Below are 14514 nucleotides of genomic sequence, written 5' to 3' on the forward strand. Positions count from 1 at the left end.
CCCCCTTACCCCCTCGGGCACAGCGTACCCCTCTTCTGGTATCGGCAGGGGTGCTACTCTTGCAGGCACTTCCTGCTTTGCTGAATATACCATTCCCCATTTACAATTGTCAATACCAATTGCATAGTCTGTAGGGAGAAATTTCTGTACAGAAGTCACATAATTCACCCGGGGAGAGTGGACAGGATCGACAAGGCGGGGGAGAGTAGGCTATAATTGGATGGCAGTCTCTCTTAAATGGGGCAGAAGCCATGCAAGAACCCAGAACCTGGCGCGAGTTCCTCGCTGCAGTTATTCGGGATACCAAAGAGAAACAGCGCATCGCCAATGAAATGGGCGTTGATCCGGTCACGCTCACCCGCTGGGCAACACACGAATCGTCGCCGCGGCCCCGCTCGTTGCTCAATCGCCTGGTTGAGGCGCTGCCGCCCCACCGCGAGCAGCTGATTCAGCTGATCCGCCAGGAATTTCCGGACGCGCTGGAGGATGATCCGGGCTCGGTCTTCATCGATCCGGTGGTGAAGGATGTGCCCCCGGTGCTCTACGCGCGTATCCTTGAAGCCCATGCCACGGTCGTCGAGAGCCTGCGCGCCTGGACGATCATGAACCTGGTGATGCAGCAGTTGATCCGCCAGCTTGATCCGCAGCACAGCGGGATCGCCGCCAGCATTGCCCAGTGTCAACGCCCCCTTCCTCCTCAGCAGAAGGTGACCTGCCTGCACGAGGTTTTCCTGGAGAAGAGCCAGGGGCTGACCAGTGTGGCCCGCCGCGGCTATTTTCTCGGGGCCGAGTCGCTGGTTGGTTACGCCGTGAGCCAGTGCCGCCCGGTGGTGGTGCAGAATCTGCAGCAGGAGGCTTCCGACCTCGTCATTCCCCAAACCCTGGTGAGCGAGGCCCGCAGCGCCGCCGCTTACCCCCTGCAGCGCGCTGGACAGGTGGCCGGCGCCCTGCTCATTATCAGTACGCAGCACGATTACTTCCTGCATGGACGGCAGGCACTTATTCAAAACTATGCCTATCTGCTGAGCCTGGCCTTTCGTGATGATGAGTTCTACGATGTCAAAGATATCGAACTGCGTCTGATGCCGTCTGAATATGTCCAAAATGCCTATATGGCGACCTTCAATCAGCGCGTCAATGAACTGCTAAGCCGGGCCGAGCGACAGGGACAGCCGCTGTCGCGCCGCGAGGCCGAGGAACAGGTAGTAGCGGCCTTTTTAGCCACTCCTTTGCCTCCCTCAGCGGAGCAGGACGCTGAGGGCCGCTAGCCCGACGCTGGCCGCGCTCCGTTCAGGCAAGGAAAGGGAAGGGCAGAGCAGAAAGGATTGCATGGGCTATGTTGACCAGTCTCCAGCAGATTAAGACCACCTCTCATTCTAAGCGAAACGGCACCTACATTATCGATACAGAGAATACGGCGGAACTGGCTCGCCTGCTGCACCACGGCCAACTGGCTACCCAGGCGATGGGCGGTCCGCTGCCGGAGCTAGCCGATGTCTCGGGTCTGCAGGATGTGCTCGATGTGGCCTGTGGCCCCGGCGGCTGGGCGCTGGAGCTGGCTGAGACCCACCGCCATCTGCGCGTGGTGGGCATCGACATCAGCCAGCGCATGATCGAGTTCGCCCGGACGCTGGCCGCCACTCAGCAGCTGACGAATGTCTCCTTCCAGGTCATGGACGCTTTGCAACCTCTGGCCTTTAAGGATGAAAGCTTCGATCTGATTAACGCTCGCTTTATCTCGACGTTTATGCCGGCCCGCTCCTGGCCCGCTTTTCTGCAGGAGTGCATGCGCATCTGCCGCCCCGGTGGCATTATCCGTCTGACAGAGGCCGATCTGCCGATCTGCAATAAGCCGGCCTGCGAGGAGCTGTGTCTGCTGCTGGCCCTCGGCCTGACTCGCGCTGGCTATACGTTTTCGGAGACGCGCCACCACTTCGATGTCTTGCCGATGCTGGAACGCCTGCTGCGCGATGCTGGGTGCGTCTCGATCCAGATGCGCGCCTGCGCCGAGAGCATTTCCGCCGGCACATCTCGCTATGAGGATTGGTATCAAAATGGCCTAGTCTCCCTCAAGCTGCTTGAACCTTTCTATCTGCAAGTGGTTGGCTTGAGTCGCGAGACGTTCAATCGCCTCTATGAGCAGGCACGGGCAGAGGCGGCGGATGAGAGCTTCTGTGGCCTGCAGTTCTTTCTGACGGTCTGGGGCTATAAGCCGCGGAGCTAGCGCTCATGGCTCGCTACATAGGCCCGGATGCTGGGCAGCCGCGCCAGCCGCCGATAGGCATGGTTTCGCAGCGCGACGCGCTGCTCGTGCTGCCGTCGATCTTCCGGCCAGTCACGATAGTGGCTGAGATCAATGCCCCGCTCCAGAAAGGCCCTCTGGAGCGCTGTCGGCTCTTGATCGAAATTCATCAATTCAGCCAGATCGATAAGAAGGGCGCGGCGCTGCCCTTGGGGGAAGTGCTCTACCTCGCGGGCTATGATGGCAAAGAGTTCTTGCTGATAGATCCCCTCCAGGGCCTGCTCTGCCAGTCCCCTCTCTTCACTCCCCCGGCACACTGGCAGGCGCTCCCCGCCGGTGTGAATCAGGCGGCGCTCGCGCCGATAGAGGTCCCGACAACAGTTGTAGGCAATGGTAAACAACATCTGCTCAGGGGAGCGCGCTGGCTCAACCTCCCCACGCTCAACCCGCGGCTGACGCTCGATGAAGCGCCTGACGCTCTCCTGGACGATGTCATCAACCAGGTCCTCTTCCTGGCCGCGCCAGGCTGCAACGCTGTAACGCGCTACCAGTCTCCGTACCAGACAGCGCAACCGCGCGTAGATTGCTTCCCAATCCAGGATCACTTTCGCTGGCTTGCTCATCTGTTCCTCTCCCTCCTCGCCAGCAGTGCCGCGCTTGCTGGCCTCTTAAGACGAGTAAACAGAACAAAAGGATCGATTGAATAGATTGATGCAATGAAATTGACTTTTGACTGAGATAAAAGATAGCTGGGAAAATGGAGCAGAGAAACCAAAGAGAGGCGACATTTCACCCCCTCTTCGCGGCCAGTGAGCGGACAGCGGGGGGACCGTTTGGGGGAAAAAGGCGGGTTGGCCCTGCCCGAGCAGGGGCGCATCCGCCACTCCGGCCGGGAAGAGGACGGGCACGCGAGGCCAGCGGCCAGTTTAGGGTGGACGGCATTCGCGCTGCGGAGTGAACCAGACGCCAGAGGAGAGCGGGAGGCGGTGCCGGTCCGCTTCGGCCCGGTTGAGCCAGAACTCTGCCGGCACCGCCCCGAGATAAGTAAACAAGAGGAGCGCCAGGTTCGAGACGAGAGGGGAGATTGCCATGCTCCGAATCGCCTTTCATCAGCAGCTCAAACGTGAGAGACTGCGCCGCGGCTGGTCTCAGGAAGACCTTGCCGAGCGCATCGGTTCGGATAAGAAGACGGTGCAGCGCTGGGAGACCGGCGATGGCCTGCCTCGCCCCGCTCTGCTGCGTAAGCTGTGTGAGGTGCTGGAGAAGACCCCTGAAGAGCTGGGGCTTGTCGAGGAGCCTCGTACCAATTGGGGGGCAAAGCCGGCTACTTCCCACTTTTTCGGTCGGGCGCAGGAGTTACGCGCCTTACAGCAGTGGTTCGCCGAGTGCCGTCTGATCGCGGTCTGTGGTCTCGGCGGCATCGGAAAGACGACCCTGGTGGCCCGCCTGGTCGAGCAGGTAGAGACGAAGATTGAGTATGGTTATTGGTGTTCGTTGCGCAGTGCGCCGCCGCTGCCTCAGGTGCTCAGAGACTGGTTGCTGTTCTTCTCGAATCAGCAGTTGGGCAATCTGCCTTCCTCGCTAGAGGAGCAGCTTTCATTGCTGATAGAGCTGCTGCGTCAGCGTCGCTGCATCCTGGTGCTTGACAATTTCGATGCCCTGCTTCAGGGCGGTCAGCGCGCCGGTGCCTATCGCTCCGGGTACGAGGTCTACGGTCGTCTATTAGAGCGCCTGGGCAGCGAGGAGCATCAAAGTCTGGTCCTGGTGACGAGCCGCGAGCGACTGCGCGAGGTGGAGCGCTTGAAGGGCAAGAGCGGTCCGGTGCGCTCGCTGACCTTGCAGGGTCTGGGAGCCGAGGCCGGGCAAGCCATTCTGGAGGAAAAAGGGATCGTTGGCAGGGCGGAGGAGGTGGCCAGCCTGCTGCGTCGCTATGGGGGCAATCCCCTGGCGCTGCGCCTGGTGGCCGAGACGATCCGTGAGCTGTTTGGTGGCCAGATCGCGGCCTTTCTGGCCGAGAATCAGGCCGCCTTCGGTGACATTCGCGAGGTGTTGGAGGAGCAGGTCCAGCGCCTGGCTCCGCGCGAGCGGGAGGTACTTTCCTGGCTGGCAATCGAGCAGGAGGCGGTCACGCTGGAGGAGCTGCGCGCCGATCTGCTGCGCCCGGAGGCCCAGCGGGGATTGATCGAGACGCTGGACTCGCTGCGTCGTCGCTCGCTGATTGAGGTCTATGACCAGGGGCGGTTTACTCTGCAGCCAGTGATTATGGAGTACCTTCAGGATGAGCTGGTGCACCAAGCCTGCCAGGACTGCCTGCAGGAGACGTTCTTGACCTGGGAGCAGTTCGCTTTTGTGAAGGCCCAGGCGCGCACGTATGTGCGTGAGAGCCAGGTGCGCATGCTCCTGGCGCCGCTGGCGGAGATGTTGTCTAGCGAGTTGGGGCAGCCAGCTCTCAAGGAGCGGCTCAAGCGAGCTTTGGAGCGACAACGGCAGGCGCTCTATCCCCACGGAGGCTACCTGGCGGGGAATGTGTTGCAGCTCCTGATCTATTTGCAATGGGATCTGCGCGAGTTTGACTTCTCAAGGCTGACGATTCGCCAGGCCTATCTGCAAAGGACGCGCCTGCAAGGGGTGAACTTCGCCTTCGCCCACTTTGTGTCGACGGTTTTCCAGAGTACGCTGACCAACGTTCTGGCCAGCGCCTTTAGCCCCGATGGGCAGCGACTGGCCGTGGGAACGGCGAGCGGCGAGATCCGCCTCTACGATGGCGATTGCGAGCACTTGCTGAAGCGGCTGGATGGCCATACCGACGGCGTCTGGACCCTGGCTTTTACTCACGATGGGCGCCGGCTGGTCAGCGGCAGCGATGATCGGACCCTGCGCCTCTGGGATCTGGAGACGGGCCGCTGCCTGGCCGTTCTGGAGGGACATACGAATCGGGTGCGGGCCCTGGCCCTAAGCCCAGACGATCGCCTGCTGGTGAGTGGGAGCGATGATGAGACCCTGCGCCTCTGGGACCTGGAGGGCGGTCGGTGGCTGCGCACGCTGGAGGGACACCGGGGACGGGTCTGGGCGGTCGCGCTCAGCCCCGATGGCCACTGGCTGGCCAGCGGCGATGGAGCAGGTACGCTGCGCCTCTGGAGGCTGCCTACTTGGGATCAGCCGCTACATGTCTTGCAGGGACATAGCGATCAGGTGCGTTCGCTGGCCTTTCGGGCCGATGGAGCCTTACTGGCGAGTGGCGGCGATGATGACACGGTGCGCCTCTGGGAGGTGGCTAGCGGGACCGAGCGAGGCGTTCTGCGTGGGCATACGAATCGCGTTTGGGCGGTAGCCTTTAGCCCCGACGGGCAGTGGCTGGCCAGCGGTAGCGAGGATACGACTGTGCGTCTGTGGCGAGTTCCGACAGGTGAGCAGGTTTTTGTTTTGTCTGGCCACACTCACGGCGTGCGCACGGTAAGCTTCTATCCTGAGAGCGGACGGCACTGGCTGCTCAGTGGCGGCGACGATCAGACGATTTGCCTATGGGACTGGGCCACAGGCTATCTGCTGACGCGCCTGCACGGCTATACGCGGCGCATCCGGTCGCTTGCCTTCAGTCCCGTGGGCCGTTGGCTGGCGGCGGCCTACGAGGGGGAGGGAATCGCCATCTGGGATTGGACCAGCGGACGCCTGCAGCACTTGCTCCATAGGCCACGGCACGAACCGCTGAGTCTGGCCTTCAGTCCCGATGGTCGCTGGCTGGCCAGCGGCGGCCAGGATGAGGTGATCTGGCTCTGGTCAATGCCCGAGGGGGGGGCACAGCGACAATTCGTCGGCCATCGCGATTGGGTGCATAGCCTGGCCTTCAGCCCCGACGGGCGCTGGCTGGCCAGCGGTAGCGAGGACGAGATCGTTCGCCTGTGGGATCTGACCAGCGGCAGAATGGTGCATGAGCTGCACGCCGGCTGCTGGATTCGCGCTTTGGCCTTCCGACCGGGGGAAGAAGCCGGGCGCTGCCTGCTGGTTAGCGGCGGCGATGATACGCTTTTGCGCCTCTGGGACGCCACCAGCGGTCTCTGCCTGCGCACGCTGAAGGGCCACGACCGACCAGTGCGCGCGCTGGCCTTTAGTCCCGACGGGCACCTGCTGGCAAGTGGAGCCGAGGATAGCCAGGTACTGCTCTGGGAAATCGAGAGCGAGGCGGCCCCGCTGCGGCTGCAGGAACATCGCGGACGGGTGCGCTGCGTGGCCTTCAGCGGCGACGGGCAGTTGCTGGCAAGCAGCGGCGATGATCTGCAGCTCTGCCTCTGGCAGCGCGATGGCCGCTTGCGTCACTCTCTGCCGAGTGGTCATGAGTACATGGTGCGCGCGCTCGGCTTCGCCCCGGCAACCAAAGGCTACCTGCTCGCCAGCGGAGGGAATGAGGGGGAGATCCGCCTATGGGAGGTCGAAAGTGGGCGCCTGGAGCAGATTCTCAGCCTACCACGCCCCTACGAGGGCATGAACATCCAGGGAGTGCAGGGCCTGAACGCTCTGGAGAAACAGGCCCTGCTCGCGCTGGGCGCCGTTGAGGAGAGGGAATAGACTGGAGGTCATCCCGCCCCGCTGCCCTGGCCCCTCGCCTGCTCCGAAGCTGGAGCCAGGGCAGCGCAACCGGAAGACCCTCAAGACGAGTGCGCGCGGGAGGGTCGATACCACGCTCTAGACAGGAGATTGCTCTCCGTCGGCCAGGCGACGAGCCCGCTCGCGCTCCTTGAGCTGGCGACGCAGGATCTTGCCCGAGGGCACACGCGGAATGGCCTCGATGAACTCCAGGCGGTGGAGCTTTTTGTAGCCCGCTACTTTGCTGTTGACGAAGGCCATCAGCTCATCAGGCGTGGCTGTCTGACCGGGCCGCAGGACCACGAAGGCTTTGGGGATCTCCCCGGCTTCGGGATCGTCAACCCCGATGACAGCGGCATCGAGCACGGCAGGATGCTCCAGCAGAACGGCTTCGATCTCGGCAGGGGCGATGCTGAAGGCTTTGTACTTGATCATCTCCTTCTTGCGATCAACGATGTAGAGGTAGCCATCGGCATCGATGTGGCCAATGTCGCCGGTGTACAGCCAGCCGTTGCGTAGGACGCGCGCCGTCTCCTCTGGATCTTTCCAGTAACCAAGCATGACCTGGGGACCGCGTACCACAATCTCGCCGTCCTCTCCAACGGGCAGTTCATGCTCACCGGTCTCAATGTCGACTATCTTCTGTTCGGTATCGTAGACCGGCAGACCGCCGCTGGCTGGACGAATGCGCGCCGGGTCCAGCGGCGAGAAGTGGGTGTCGGGCGAGGTCTCGGTCAGGCCATAAGCCTGGATGACGTTGATTCCTGTGCGCTCATGTAGCCTGCTGGCCAGGTCAGGCGCCAGGGGAGCGGCCGCCGACATGAGATACCTGACTGTTTTCAGCCTGGCAAGCTGCTCATCGCTGGCGTTGAGAAGCGCCTGAACAATCGGCGGTACGGCAAAAAACCAGGTGACGGCCTGCTGCTCGCAGAGGGCCAGAGCTGTGCCAAGATCGAAACGCTCCATGAGGATCTGGCGGGCACCAGCTATCAGGAAGGTGCCTGTCAGAAGGACGCCGTAGATATGGTAGAGAGGGAGAAAGATCAGAGTGGCATCGGCAGGCGAGAGGTTGGCGGCGGTCACAACCTGGAGATGATTGCAGACCAGGTTGCGGTGCGAGAGCATGACACCTCGTGGGAGACCAGTGGTGCCCGATGAGTAGGGCAGGGCAAGCAGATCGTCGGGAGCGATGGCAATAGGCTCGGGCCGCCGCGGCGAGGCTTCACGTAGGAGACGAGCGAAAGGAATGGCCTGTGGCAACCCTTCGGGAACCTGGTCGCCAGTAACGATGATGTGGCGCAGCGCCGGAAAGCTCTGCCCTTCAAGGGCACTTTTGAGCATGGGAACCAGCTCGCGCTGAACAAGAACGGCGCAGGCTTCGCTGTTTTCAAGCTGGTACCTGATTTCCCGCTCTTTGTAGGAGGGATTCATGGGGCTGATGACTGCCCCAATGGAGGAGGCGGCCAGAAAGGTAATGGTATATTCGGGACGGTTGAAGGTGAAGAGGCAGATAATGTCACCCTTGCCCAGACCAAGAGCGCGCAGCCCGTTGGCTATGCTGTTGGTCATGGCGATCACTTCGCGGTAGGTCAGGCTGAGGTTGTGGTAGATAATGGCCGGCCGCTCGGGCTGCCGCTCGGCTACGGCTCGGACAAGGGTGTCATAGGGAACCTCGGGATAGCCCAACGGCGGGCGGAAAAGCTCGGGAGCACTTTGCTTGTCGACCATGCCTGAAGTCCTTTCTTCAAAGGCCAAGAGAACGCTGCTCCATGTTTATGAGCATAGCCGGCACTACTCTGGTCGTCAAGACGCTGCCCCCCACCCATTCGATGACCCGACCTTGCTAGCCTCGTTCCAGCCCGCTCCCTCGATCCTCTACCTCCTCTGTTGCGGCGCTTTCGGCGAACGCCACGAGCGATCACCGACGCCGGCTCTTCTGCTATTCTGTCTTTTGAGCTGGATTCGGTTTCATTCCCATTTCAACACCGGCTGATGGCAATGCGGCTGGCGCTCCTGGCTGGCTTTCTTGCGCGCTCTCCTACCGGCGACGCTCGGCCTGTCCTCGAAGCCGCGCGTGCCGGGCCGGCGTTTAGTCTGGTAGCTATCTCGATCGTCCTGAATATTACAGGAAGCTTTTTAGCCCCGGCTGCCCACAACGGTTGACCAGGGGAAGGAAGGGGACGGTAAATTCCGCCGGGGCAGGACGTTTCTTACTAGAGGCGGAGAGGGAAGTTATTTGCCGTCCTCAGCCGCCAGCGATGCAGCCTGTCTGACTGCTCGGGCGCCCGCGGTCCAGTCCAGCGCGCAGCCCCAAACGAGGATCTCAGGTCAAAGGAGTGAACAGAGATGGGCTATGATCCCCAGCAGCCATATAGCGGTTATGGACAGGGGCCTTACAAGCCATCTGGAGAGGGATGGGGCGAGAGCACGCCGCCACCACCTCCTCCGGGCAATTACGAGCCGACGCAGTATGTGGGGGTGGGGCCGTACAGTCCACCTCCGCCGCCTCCGGGCTACCCGGGCACGACCTCAACGATTCCGGCTGGCCAGTATGGCACCCTCTACCCACAGCAGCCACCACGCCGCTCCCTGCGCTGGCTCTGGATTACGCTAGCCATTGTTGCAGGCGTGATTGTTCTGGTCTGTGGCGGGTGCGTGCTGGTCGGCGTGGTGGCCAGCATGTTGAGCACTCCCGACTCGACAGCAAATGACTACTATCAGGCGATCGAGGAGCAAAATTATAGCCAGGCGTACTCGTATCTGGCGATCGATACGCTGACCGTCAAGGGAGAGAAGATCAGCGCCACTCAGGAGCGCTTTGCGCTGGCCGCCGAGACCCTCGACCAAGAGGTTGGCACTGTGACCAGCCACTCGATTAAAAGCAGCAGTACGAGTGGAGATACGGCAACGGTGGTTGTGCACGTGACCCGCTCCAGCGGTGTTTCGTATGATGTTCATCTAGAGCTTACCAAGATTGATGGCCAGTGGAAGATTACTCGACTTGATAATCTGTAATCGCTCCTGTGAGGGAGTCCTTTCGCCCAGGCAACCCGACACCCACAGGGAAGCGCTGTCAATCTTCAGCAGTACAGCCTGTAAAGTGAGAGAGGAACGGAGGCTCAGGTATGGAGAAGGAGAGACGGAGGGAGCCGGAGTCGCCCCTGCGGCTGGTTGCTCTTTATGCTCCCGAGGATGAGCGCTTTTGGAAGAGGCTCTTCTACCACTTAGCTCCGATGGGCCTCGCGTACTCATGGATTCTTCAGCAGATCCCTGAGCAGATCCCTGCCGGTACGCCCCTCGCACTCGAGCTGCAGAGGGCGGTTGCGGCAGCCGACCTGCTTGTGATCCTTGTCAGTCCTGATCTATTGGCATCGCGCGCGTATGAGGCCGCTATCGCGTTAGGGCTGGATCGCCTGCGGAGTGGAGAAATGCGTCTCATACCAATTTTGGTTCGTATCACCTGTTTTGAAGGAACACCCTTTGGCTCGCTTCAGGTGCTACCCCGCGGCGGGCGCGCACTAACCACATATAGCGGGAGGATGATGGATGAGGCGCTCTCGGCAATTGCCCAGGAGATCGCCCTGATCGGCAGAGAAATACAGCAGGGAAGGCGCAGCTTGCGGTCATCATCTACCATCGGTTCCCAGGAGAGGAGATTGCCGACTGCATCGGAGCAGCCCCACTCTTTGGGAGAGGTTTTCAAGCGTATGAGCATGCCCACGGTGACCTTCGTGCCGCCCGCCAGCTTCGAGCGTCTGAAGCTTGCTCTTGCTGAGCCGGGGCGCAGCGTCGTTGTCGAGGGACCATCGGGTATCGGCAAGACGACGGCGGTGAGGAAGGCTATCGAGCAGCTCGCTCAGGAGCAGGTCGGCAGAAGAGAAGATCCCGTCATCGCTCTCTTGAGTGCCCGCGTACCCACCGAGCGCGAGCAGCTTCGTACCCTGCCGCAGTGGCATCGTGGCACGGTGATTATCGATGACTTCCATCGTCTGGAGCCTGACCTGCGCCAGGAGCTGGTCGACTATTTGAAGCTGCTGGCGGATACCCAGCCCGAGGATCGCAAGCTTGCTATTATCGGTATCCCTGGTACAGGTCAGAGCTTCGTCAGCGCCTGTGCCTTTGATACAGCTACGCGCTTCGATCACTTCAAGATGGGCCGCGCCAGCGATGAGAAGATTCTGCAGCTCATCGAACAGGGAGAGCAGGCTCTGAATGTGATCTTCGCTCGTAAAGAAGAAATCATCCGTCTAGTTGATGGAAGCTTTAGTCTGACGCAGTTGCTCTGTTATTATCTCTGTGTCAACAATAAGGTTTTGGAGACACAGCCGCAGCCGAAGGTCATCGAGAGCCATCTCCAAACGGCCATTCAGGATATAATGGACATGCTGGAGAACAAGTTTGGTCAGGCTATCAAGCACTTTGCTGCGGCGGGCGGACCTTACGATCAGACCAGCCTCTCTTTGCTGAAAGAGCTGGGGCAGAGCCGTGAGGGGGCTCTCTGGCTTTGCCCGCTCCAACAGGAGGAGCCGGAACGCGCCCGTGGTCTGGAGCGCTTCCGCCACGAAAGCTGGCCTCAGCTTATGGCGCTCTACCCTGATGTAGCCTATCACTTCTTCTGTGAGCCTTCAAGCGGGATGTTGCTGGCAGAGGACCCGGAGCTTGTTTTCTACTTGCGCCATTGCGACTTTGAGCAGGTGGCGCGCGAAGTCGGTAAGCGTCCCGCGCCGAGTCGCAAGTATATCCTTATCTGCTACGACCGATCAGATAGAAAATGGTTGAGCCAGTTGCGCTGCCATCGGTCTCCCATCGAGCGCCAGGGGACCTTCGACATCTGGGACGATACGTTGATCAGCGCCGGCCACCGCTGGGAGGAGAGGCTGGAGGAGGCAATCACCCGCTCAGGCGTGGCCATTGTGCTGGTCAGCGCTCGGTTGCTGGCGGCTGACTTTATCGCTACAAGGTATCTTCCACGGCTGTTAGAGCAGGCTCGTACCGCCGGTACCCTGGTTATCCCCATCATTGTCAGCCCCTGCCTCTTTGAGGAAAGCGAGCTTCATCGTTTCCAGCCAGCTAACGATCCCCAGCGCCCGCTGGCCAGGCTTCCCAGAGCCGCCAGAGATAGTGAGCTTGCGAGCATCGCTCGCCGCATTATAGCGGCTGTTACCACAGAGCCAGAGCGCACCTGAGCCCCTCCGCCGGACTGGCCATAGGGCAGGTGCCTGCCCATCCCTCAGTGATTGCTTCCTGCGGCTCTGGCTCCGCCGGCCTGTTCTTTTGACAGGGGCGGCCCTTTCATCGCCTCTATGCCTCTGGTAGCGGTGCATTAAAAATTCATTAAGATCTTGCGAGACCGCCATTTTCGTTATATTCAAATTGACAGATTACGTTCACCTTTTCTAAACTCTAAGCGGAGAAGGAGCAAGGGTTGGCGCCGTCCGTTTTCGGAGAGAGCAAGTGCTATCTCAGGTAGCTCTGGCTCTGCCGAGAGCGCAGGCTGTTCCTGTGGAGAGGTTACAGTTTCTGGTGCCAGATGATCCTATCCTCGCGCATGGTTCAGGCCAGGCAGCAAGCTGTATGCGGGGCCAGGCGAACGATTCTCCCGCGACTAGCAGAGCCTGGCCTCTCTATCTTCTCTGGCAATGGCATGCGAGCACTTTTTGACGGGACGCAGCAATGACGACTGGAGAGAAGGCCCTCACCTTCCTTGGGCCTGTTCTATGGCCATACCTGCTATACCTACAAGACATGCTCGACCAGGGAAGGGGGCAGAAACGGCTTAAGTGGAAAGGGAGCTATTTCTTATTATGCCGAGACGGCTCCCGTGGCCTCGCGCTGGCGGAGCTGGCACCGGCGCAGCCTCCCTACAGCTATCTTCCTTCTCGCCACGCTCCGGCTGGCGACCTCGTCTCCTTGCCGATAGAGCCACGCATAGGACCCATAGGCTCACTTGTCTCGCTGCTGAGCTGGCTGTCCCTGGCGATCTGGAGGGCAACGATCTGCTTATGGACCGTTCCGCTCTCTCTCGGGCCAGGGCTGGCCTCTTTAAGATCCAGCGCTATCTTATCGAGGTTCCTCTCGGAAGACGGGCAGGGCCGATCGATTCCCTACTCGTGCTTGATTTCCGCGAGGTCTGGAAAGCTAGCAGCGCCCCACGTCCGGGATCTTGGCGGCTTCTTGAGCAGGACAGGGTTCCTTTCATCAATAGAGCCTTCCGGGAATGGAACGATCTCTGTTTGCGCTGCTATTTGACAGCCGCCTCTGGCCAGAGACTCTGAAACTGAGCTTTGTTCAACAGATCCATCATCTATCCCTTTTCAGACTTACTCAAAGGAAAGGAGCACTTTAGTAAGATGCCCTGGTGGTTCTTCCGCCGACGTGTGACCAACGCCTCTATCGACCCGATCACTTCCAGACCACTTGCGACCAATCCATCGGGCCATGAGGTGGTCCGGGCGGAGCCGGCTCAACCGTCTTCTGTTGCGCCTCGCCGCTATCTGGACACGCAGCCTTATCTGCTCCCCAAAGACCTGGGCGAGGTCAACCGTCTCGATTTCCAACACTATGTTATGCGCTCGGCGCTCCATGGTAACTATCTGGCCCCCATCCAGCAGCCTCGCCGCATCCTCGATGTCGGCTGCGGCACCGGCCAGTGGGCCTGCGAGCTGGCTCAACAGTTTCCGCAGGCCGAGGTCATCGGCCTCGATCTCGAGCCGGCTAAGGCCGCAGCTTCTCTGCCAGCCAACTATCGCTTCGTTCAGGGCGATGTTCTCAAAGGTCTCCCCTTCGAGAACGATACCTTCGATTTTGTTCATCAGCGACTGTTGGTCCTGGCTATCCCTCTGGCAGCCTGGAGGGGAGTTGCCCAGGAGCTGGCCCGCGTCACCGCTCCCGGCGGCTGGGTCGAGCTGGTCGAGGCTGGCACCCATGTCAGTCACTTTACGCCTGCCGGCCCTGCAACTCAGCAGTTTCTCTATCTTATGGGACAACTAGGGGCTTTACGCGGTCTCGACAACGAAGGAGCTGTTCTGCGCTCTCTCGACCTCTACCTTCATCAGGCCGGCCTGGTCAATGTCAATCGGCAGGATATCGATATTCCGCTTGGCGATTGGGGCGGGCGTGTCGGCTCTCTGCTCTCTTTGGATTTGCGTGAGGCCGGCAAGGCTATCAGCTCTCTCATCGCAGCTCGTTTCCAGATGTCGGAGCAGGAGGTCCTTGCTCTGATCGAACAGGCGGGACAGGAGTGGAATGCGCTTCAGACTCGCTATCATGTCGTTGCGGCCTACGGGCAGAAGCCTTACGGCGGCTGAGTGAAGTGCATACCTTGTTCTGCCCTTGCCTGGCCAGCCAGCCCATTGGCCTGACATAGAGCTATTGCTTAGCTCTTTATTGCAGCAGAAGAAGAAAGAAAGGAGTTTACTACTCCTATGCCCTGGTGGTTCTTCCGCCGTCGCACTGGCGTCGCTTCTGCTCGCCCATCTGCCAACCGGAATCAACCGGGGAGGCAGGTGGGTAGGGCAGATCTTCCTGGTCTGCGTGGCCCTCGCCGCTATTTGCAGGAGCAGCCCTACCTGCTCCCCAAGGACCTGGGCGAGGTCAACCGCCTCGACTTCCAGCACTACGTCTTGCGCGCCATCCTGCGCGGCAACTATCTGGCTCCCATCCAGCAGCCTCGCCGCATCCTCGATGTCGGC

At 60.7% G+C, this 14514-nt stretch carries 9 protein-coding genes and 1 pseudogene; 7 read left to right on the plus strand and 3 right to left on the minus strand.

Annotated elements, in window-relative coordinates:
• Nucleotides 1-251: 251 nt before the first annotated feature.
• Nucleotides 252-1268 carry a GAF domain-containing protein gene (locus tag ACFMO7_RS06350; RefSeq protein ID WP_376794677.1) on the plus strand — a complete coding sequence of 339 codons (1017 nt, stop codon included), beginning with the start codon at nucleotides 252-254 and terminating at the stop codon, nucleotides 1266-1268.
• 68 nt (nucleotides 1269-1336) lie between these two features.
• Entirely contained in the window at nucleotides 1337-2224 is an 888-nt protein-coding gene (locus ACFMO7_RS06355) for a class I SAM-dependent methyltransferase (RefSeq protein ID WP_376794678.1), read from the plus strand.
• On the opposite strand, the gene ACFMO7_RS06360 is transcribed toward ACFMO7_RS06355, so the two are convergent.
• Nucleotides 2221-2865 (minus strand): RNA polymerase sigma factor, encoded by a 645-nt coding sequence (locus ACFMO7_RS06360; protein ID WP_376794679.1) that lies wholly within the window; start codon nucleotides 2863-2865, stop codon nucleotides 2221-2223. The genes ACFMO7_RS06355 and ACFMO7_RS06360 overlap by 4 nt on opposite strands.
• Nucleotides 2866-3168: 303 nt before the next feature.
• Nucleotides 3169-3333 (minus strand): hypothetical protein, encoded by a 165-nt coding sequence (locus ACFMO7_RS06365; RefSeq protein ID WP_376794680.1) that lies wholly within the window; start codon nucleotides 3331-3333, stop codon nucleotides 3169-3171.
• Here ACFMO7_RS06365 and ACFMO7_RS06370 point away from each other — a divergent pair.
• Nucleotides 3332-6805: a helix-turn-helix domain-containing protein gene (locus tag ACFMO7_RS06370; RefSeq protein WP_376794681.1), complete on the plus strand. Its 3474-nt coding sequence runs from the start codon at nucleotides 3332-3334 to the stop codon at nucleotides 6803-6805. The two genes, ACFMO7_RS06365 and ACFMO7_RS06370, sit on opposite strands and share 2 nt — an antisense overlap.
• Nucleotides 6806-6922: 117 nt before the next feature.
• On the opposite strand, the gene ACFMO7_RS06375 is transcribed toward ACFMO7_RS06370, so the two are convergent.
• Nucleotides 6923-8551, minus strand: a complete 1629-nt coding sequence (locus tag ACFMO7_RS06375) for a class I adenylate-forming enzyme family protein (protein ID WP_376794682.1) — start codon at nucleotides 8549-8551, stop codon at nucleotides 6923-6925.
• Between the two features lie 618 nt (nucleotides 8552-9169).
• On the opposite strand from ACFMO7_RS06375, the gene ACFMO7_RS06380 reads away from it, so the two are divergent.
• The 4 genes and pseudogenes from ACFMO7_RS06380 to ACFMO7_RS06395 form a co-directional block, all read left to right on the plus strand.
• Nucleotides 9170-9838: a DUF4878 domain-containing protein gene (locus tag ACFMO7_RS06380; protein ID WP_376794683.1), complete on the plus strand. Its 669-nt coding sequence runs from the start codon at nucleotides 9170-9172 to the stop codon at nucleotides 9836-9838.
• 110 nt (nucleotides 9839-9948) lie between these two features.
• Entirely contained in the window at nucleotides 9949-12009 is a 2061-nt protein-coding gene (locus ACFMO7_RS06385) for a TIR domain-containing protein (protein WP_376794684.1), read from the plus strand.
• A gap of 1164 nt (nucleotides 12010-13173) precedes the next feature.
• Nucleotides 13174-14130 (plus strand): class I SAM-dependent methyltransferase, encoded by a 957-nt coding sequence (locus ACFMO7_RS06390; protein WP_376794685.1) that lies wholly within the window; start codon nucleotides 13174-13176, stop codon nucleotides 14128-14130.
• A gap of 117 nt (nucleotides 14131-14247) precedes the next feature.
• Nucleotides 14248-14514 (plus strand): annotated as a pseudogene (locus tag ACFMO7_RS06395) (hypothetical protein); the annotation flags it as partial.

Origin of the sequence: Thermogemmatispora sp., assembly GCF_042408735.1 — a bacterium.
In the GTDB taxonomy this organism is placed as follows: domain Bacteria; phylum Chloroflexota; class Ktedonobacteria; order Ktedonobacterales; family Ktedonobacteraceae; genus Thermogemmatispora.

Coding starts and splice junctions, on each gene's coding strand:
- ACFMO7_RS06350 (WP_376794677.1), top strand. CDS start 252: ATGCAAGAACCCAGAACCTGGCGCGAGTTCCTCGCTGCAGTTATTCGG.
- ACFMO7_RS06355 (WP_376794678.1), top strand. CDS start 1,337: ATGTTGACCAGTCTCCAGCAGATTAAGACCACCTCTCATTCTAAGCGA.
- ACFMO7_RS06360 (WP_376794679.1), bottom strand. CDS start 2,865: ATGAGCAAGCCAGCGAAAGTGATCCTGGATTGGGAAGCAATCTACGCG.
- ACFMO7_RS06370 (WP_376794681.1), top strand. CDS start 3,332: ATGCTCCGAATCGCCTTTCATCAGCAGCTCAAACGTGAGAGACTGCGC.
- ACFMO7_RS06365 (WP_376794680.1), bottom strand. CDS start 3,333: ATGGCAATCTCCCCTCTCGTCTCGAACCTGGCGCTCCTCTTGTTTACT.
- ACFMO7_RS06375 (WP_376794682.1), bottom strand. CDS start 8,551: ATGGTCGACAAGCAAAGTGCTCCCGAGCTTTTCCGCCCGCCGTTGGGC.
- ACFMO7_RS06380 (WP_376794683.1), top strand. CDS start 9,170: ATGGGCTATGATCCCCAGCAGCCATATAGCGGTTATGGACAGGGGCCT.
- ACFMO7_RS06385 (WP_376794684.1), top strand. CDS start 9,949: ATGGAGAAGGAGAGACGGAGGGAGCCGGAGTCGCCCCTGCGGCTGGTT.
- ACFMO7_RS06390 (WP_376794685.1), top strand. CDS start 13,174: ATGCCCTGGTGGTTCTTCCGCCGACGTGTGACCAACGCCTCTATCGAC.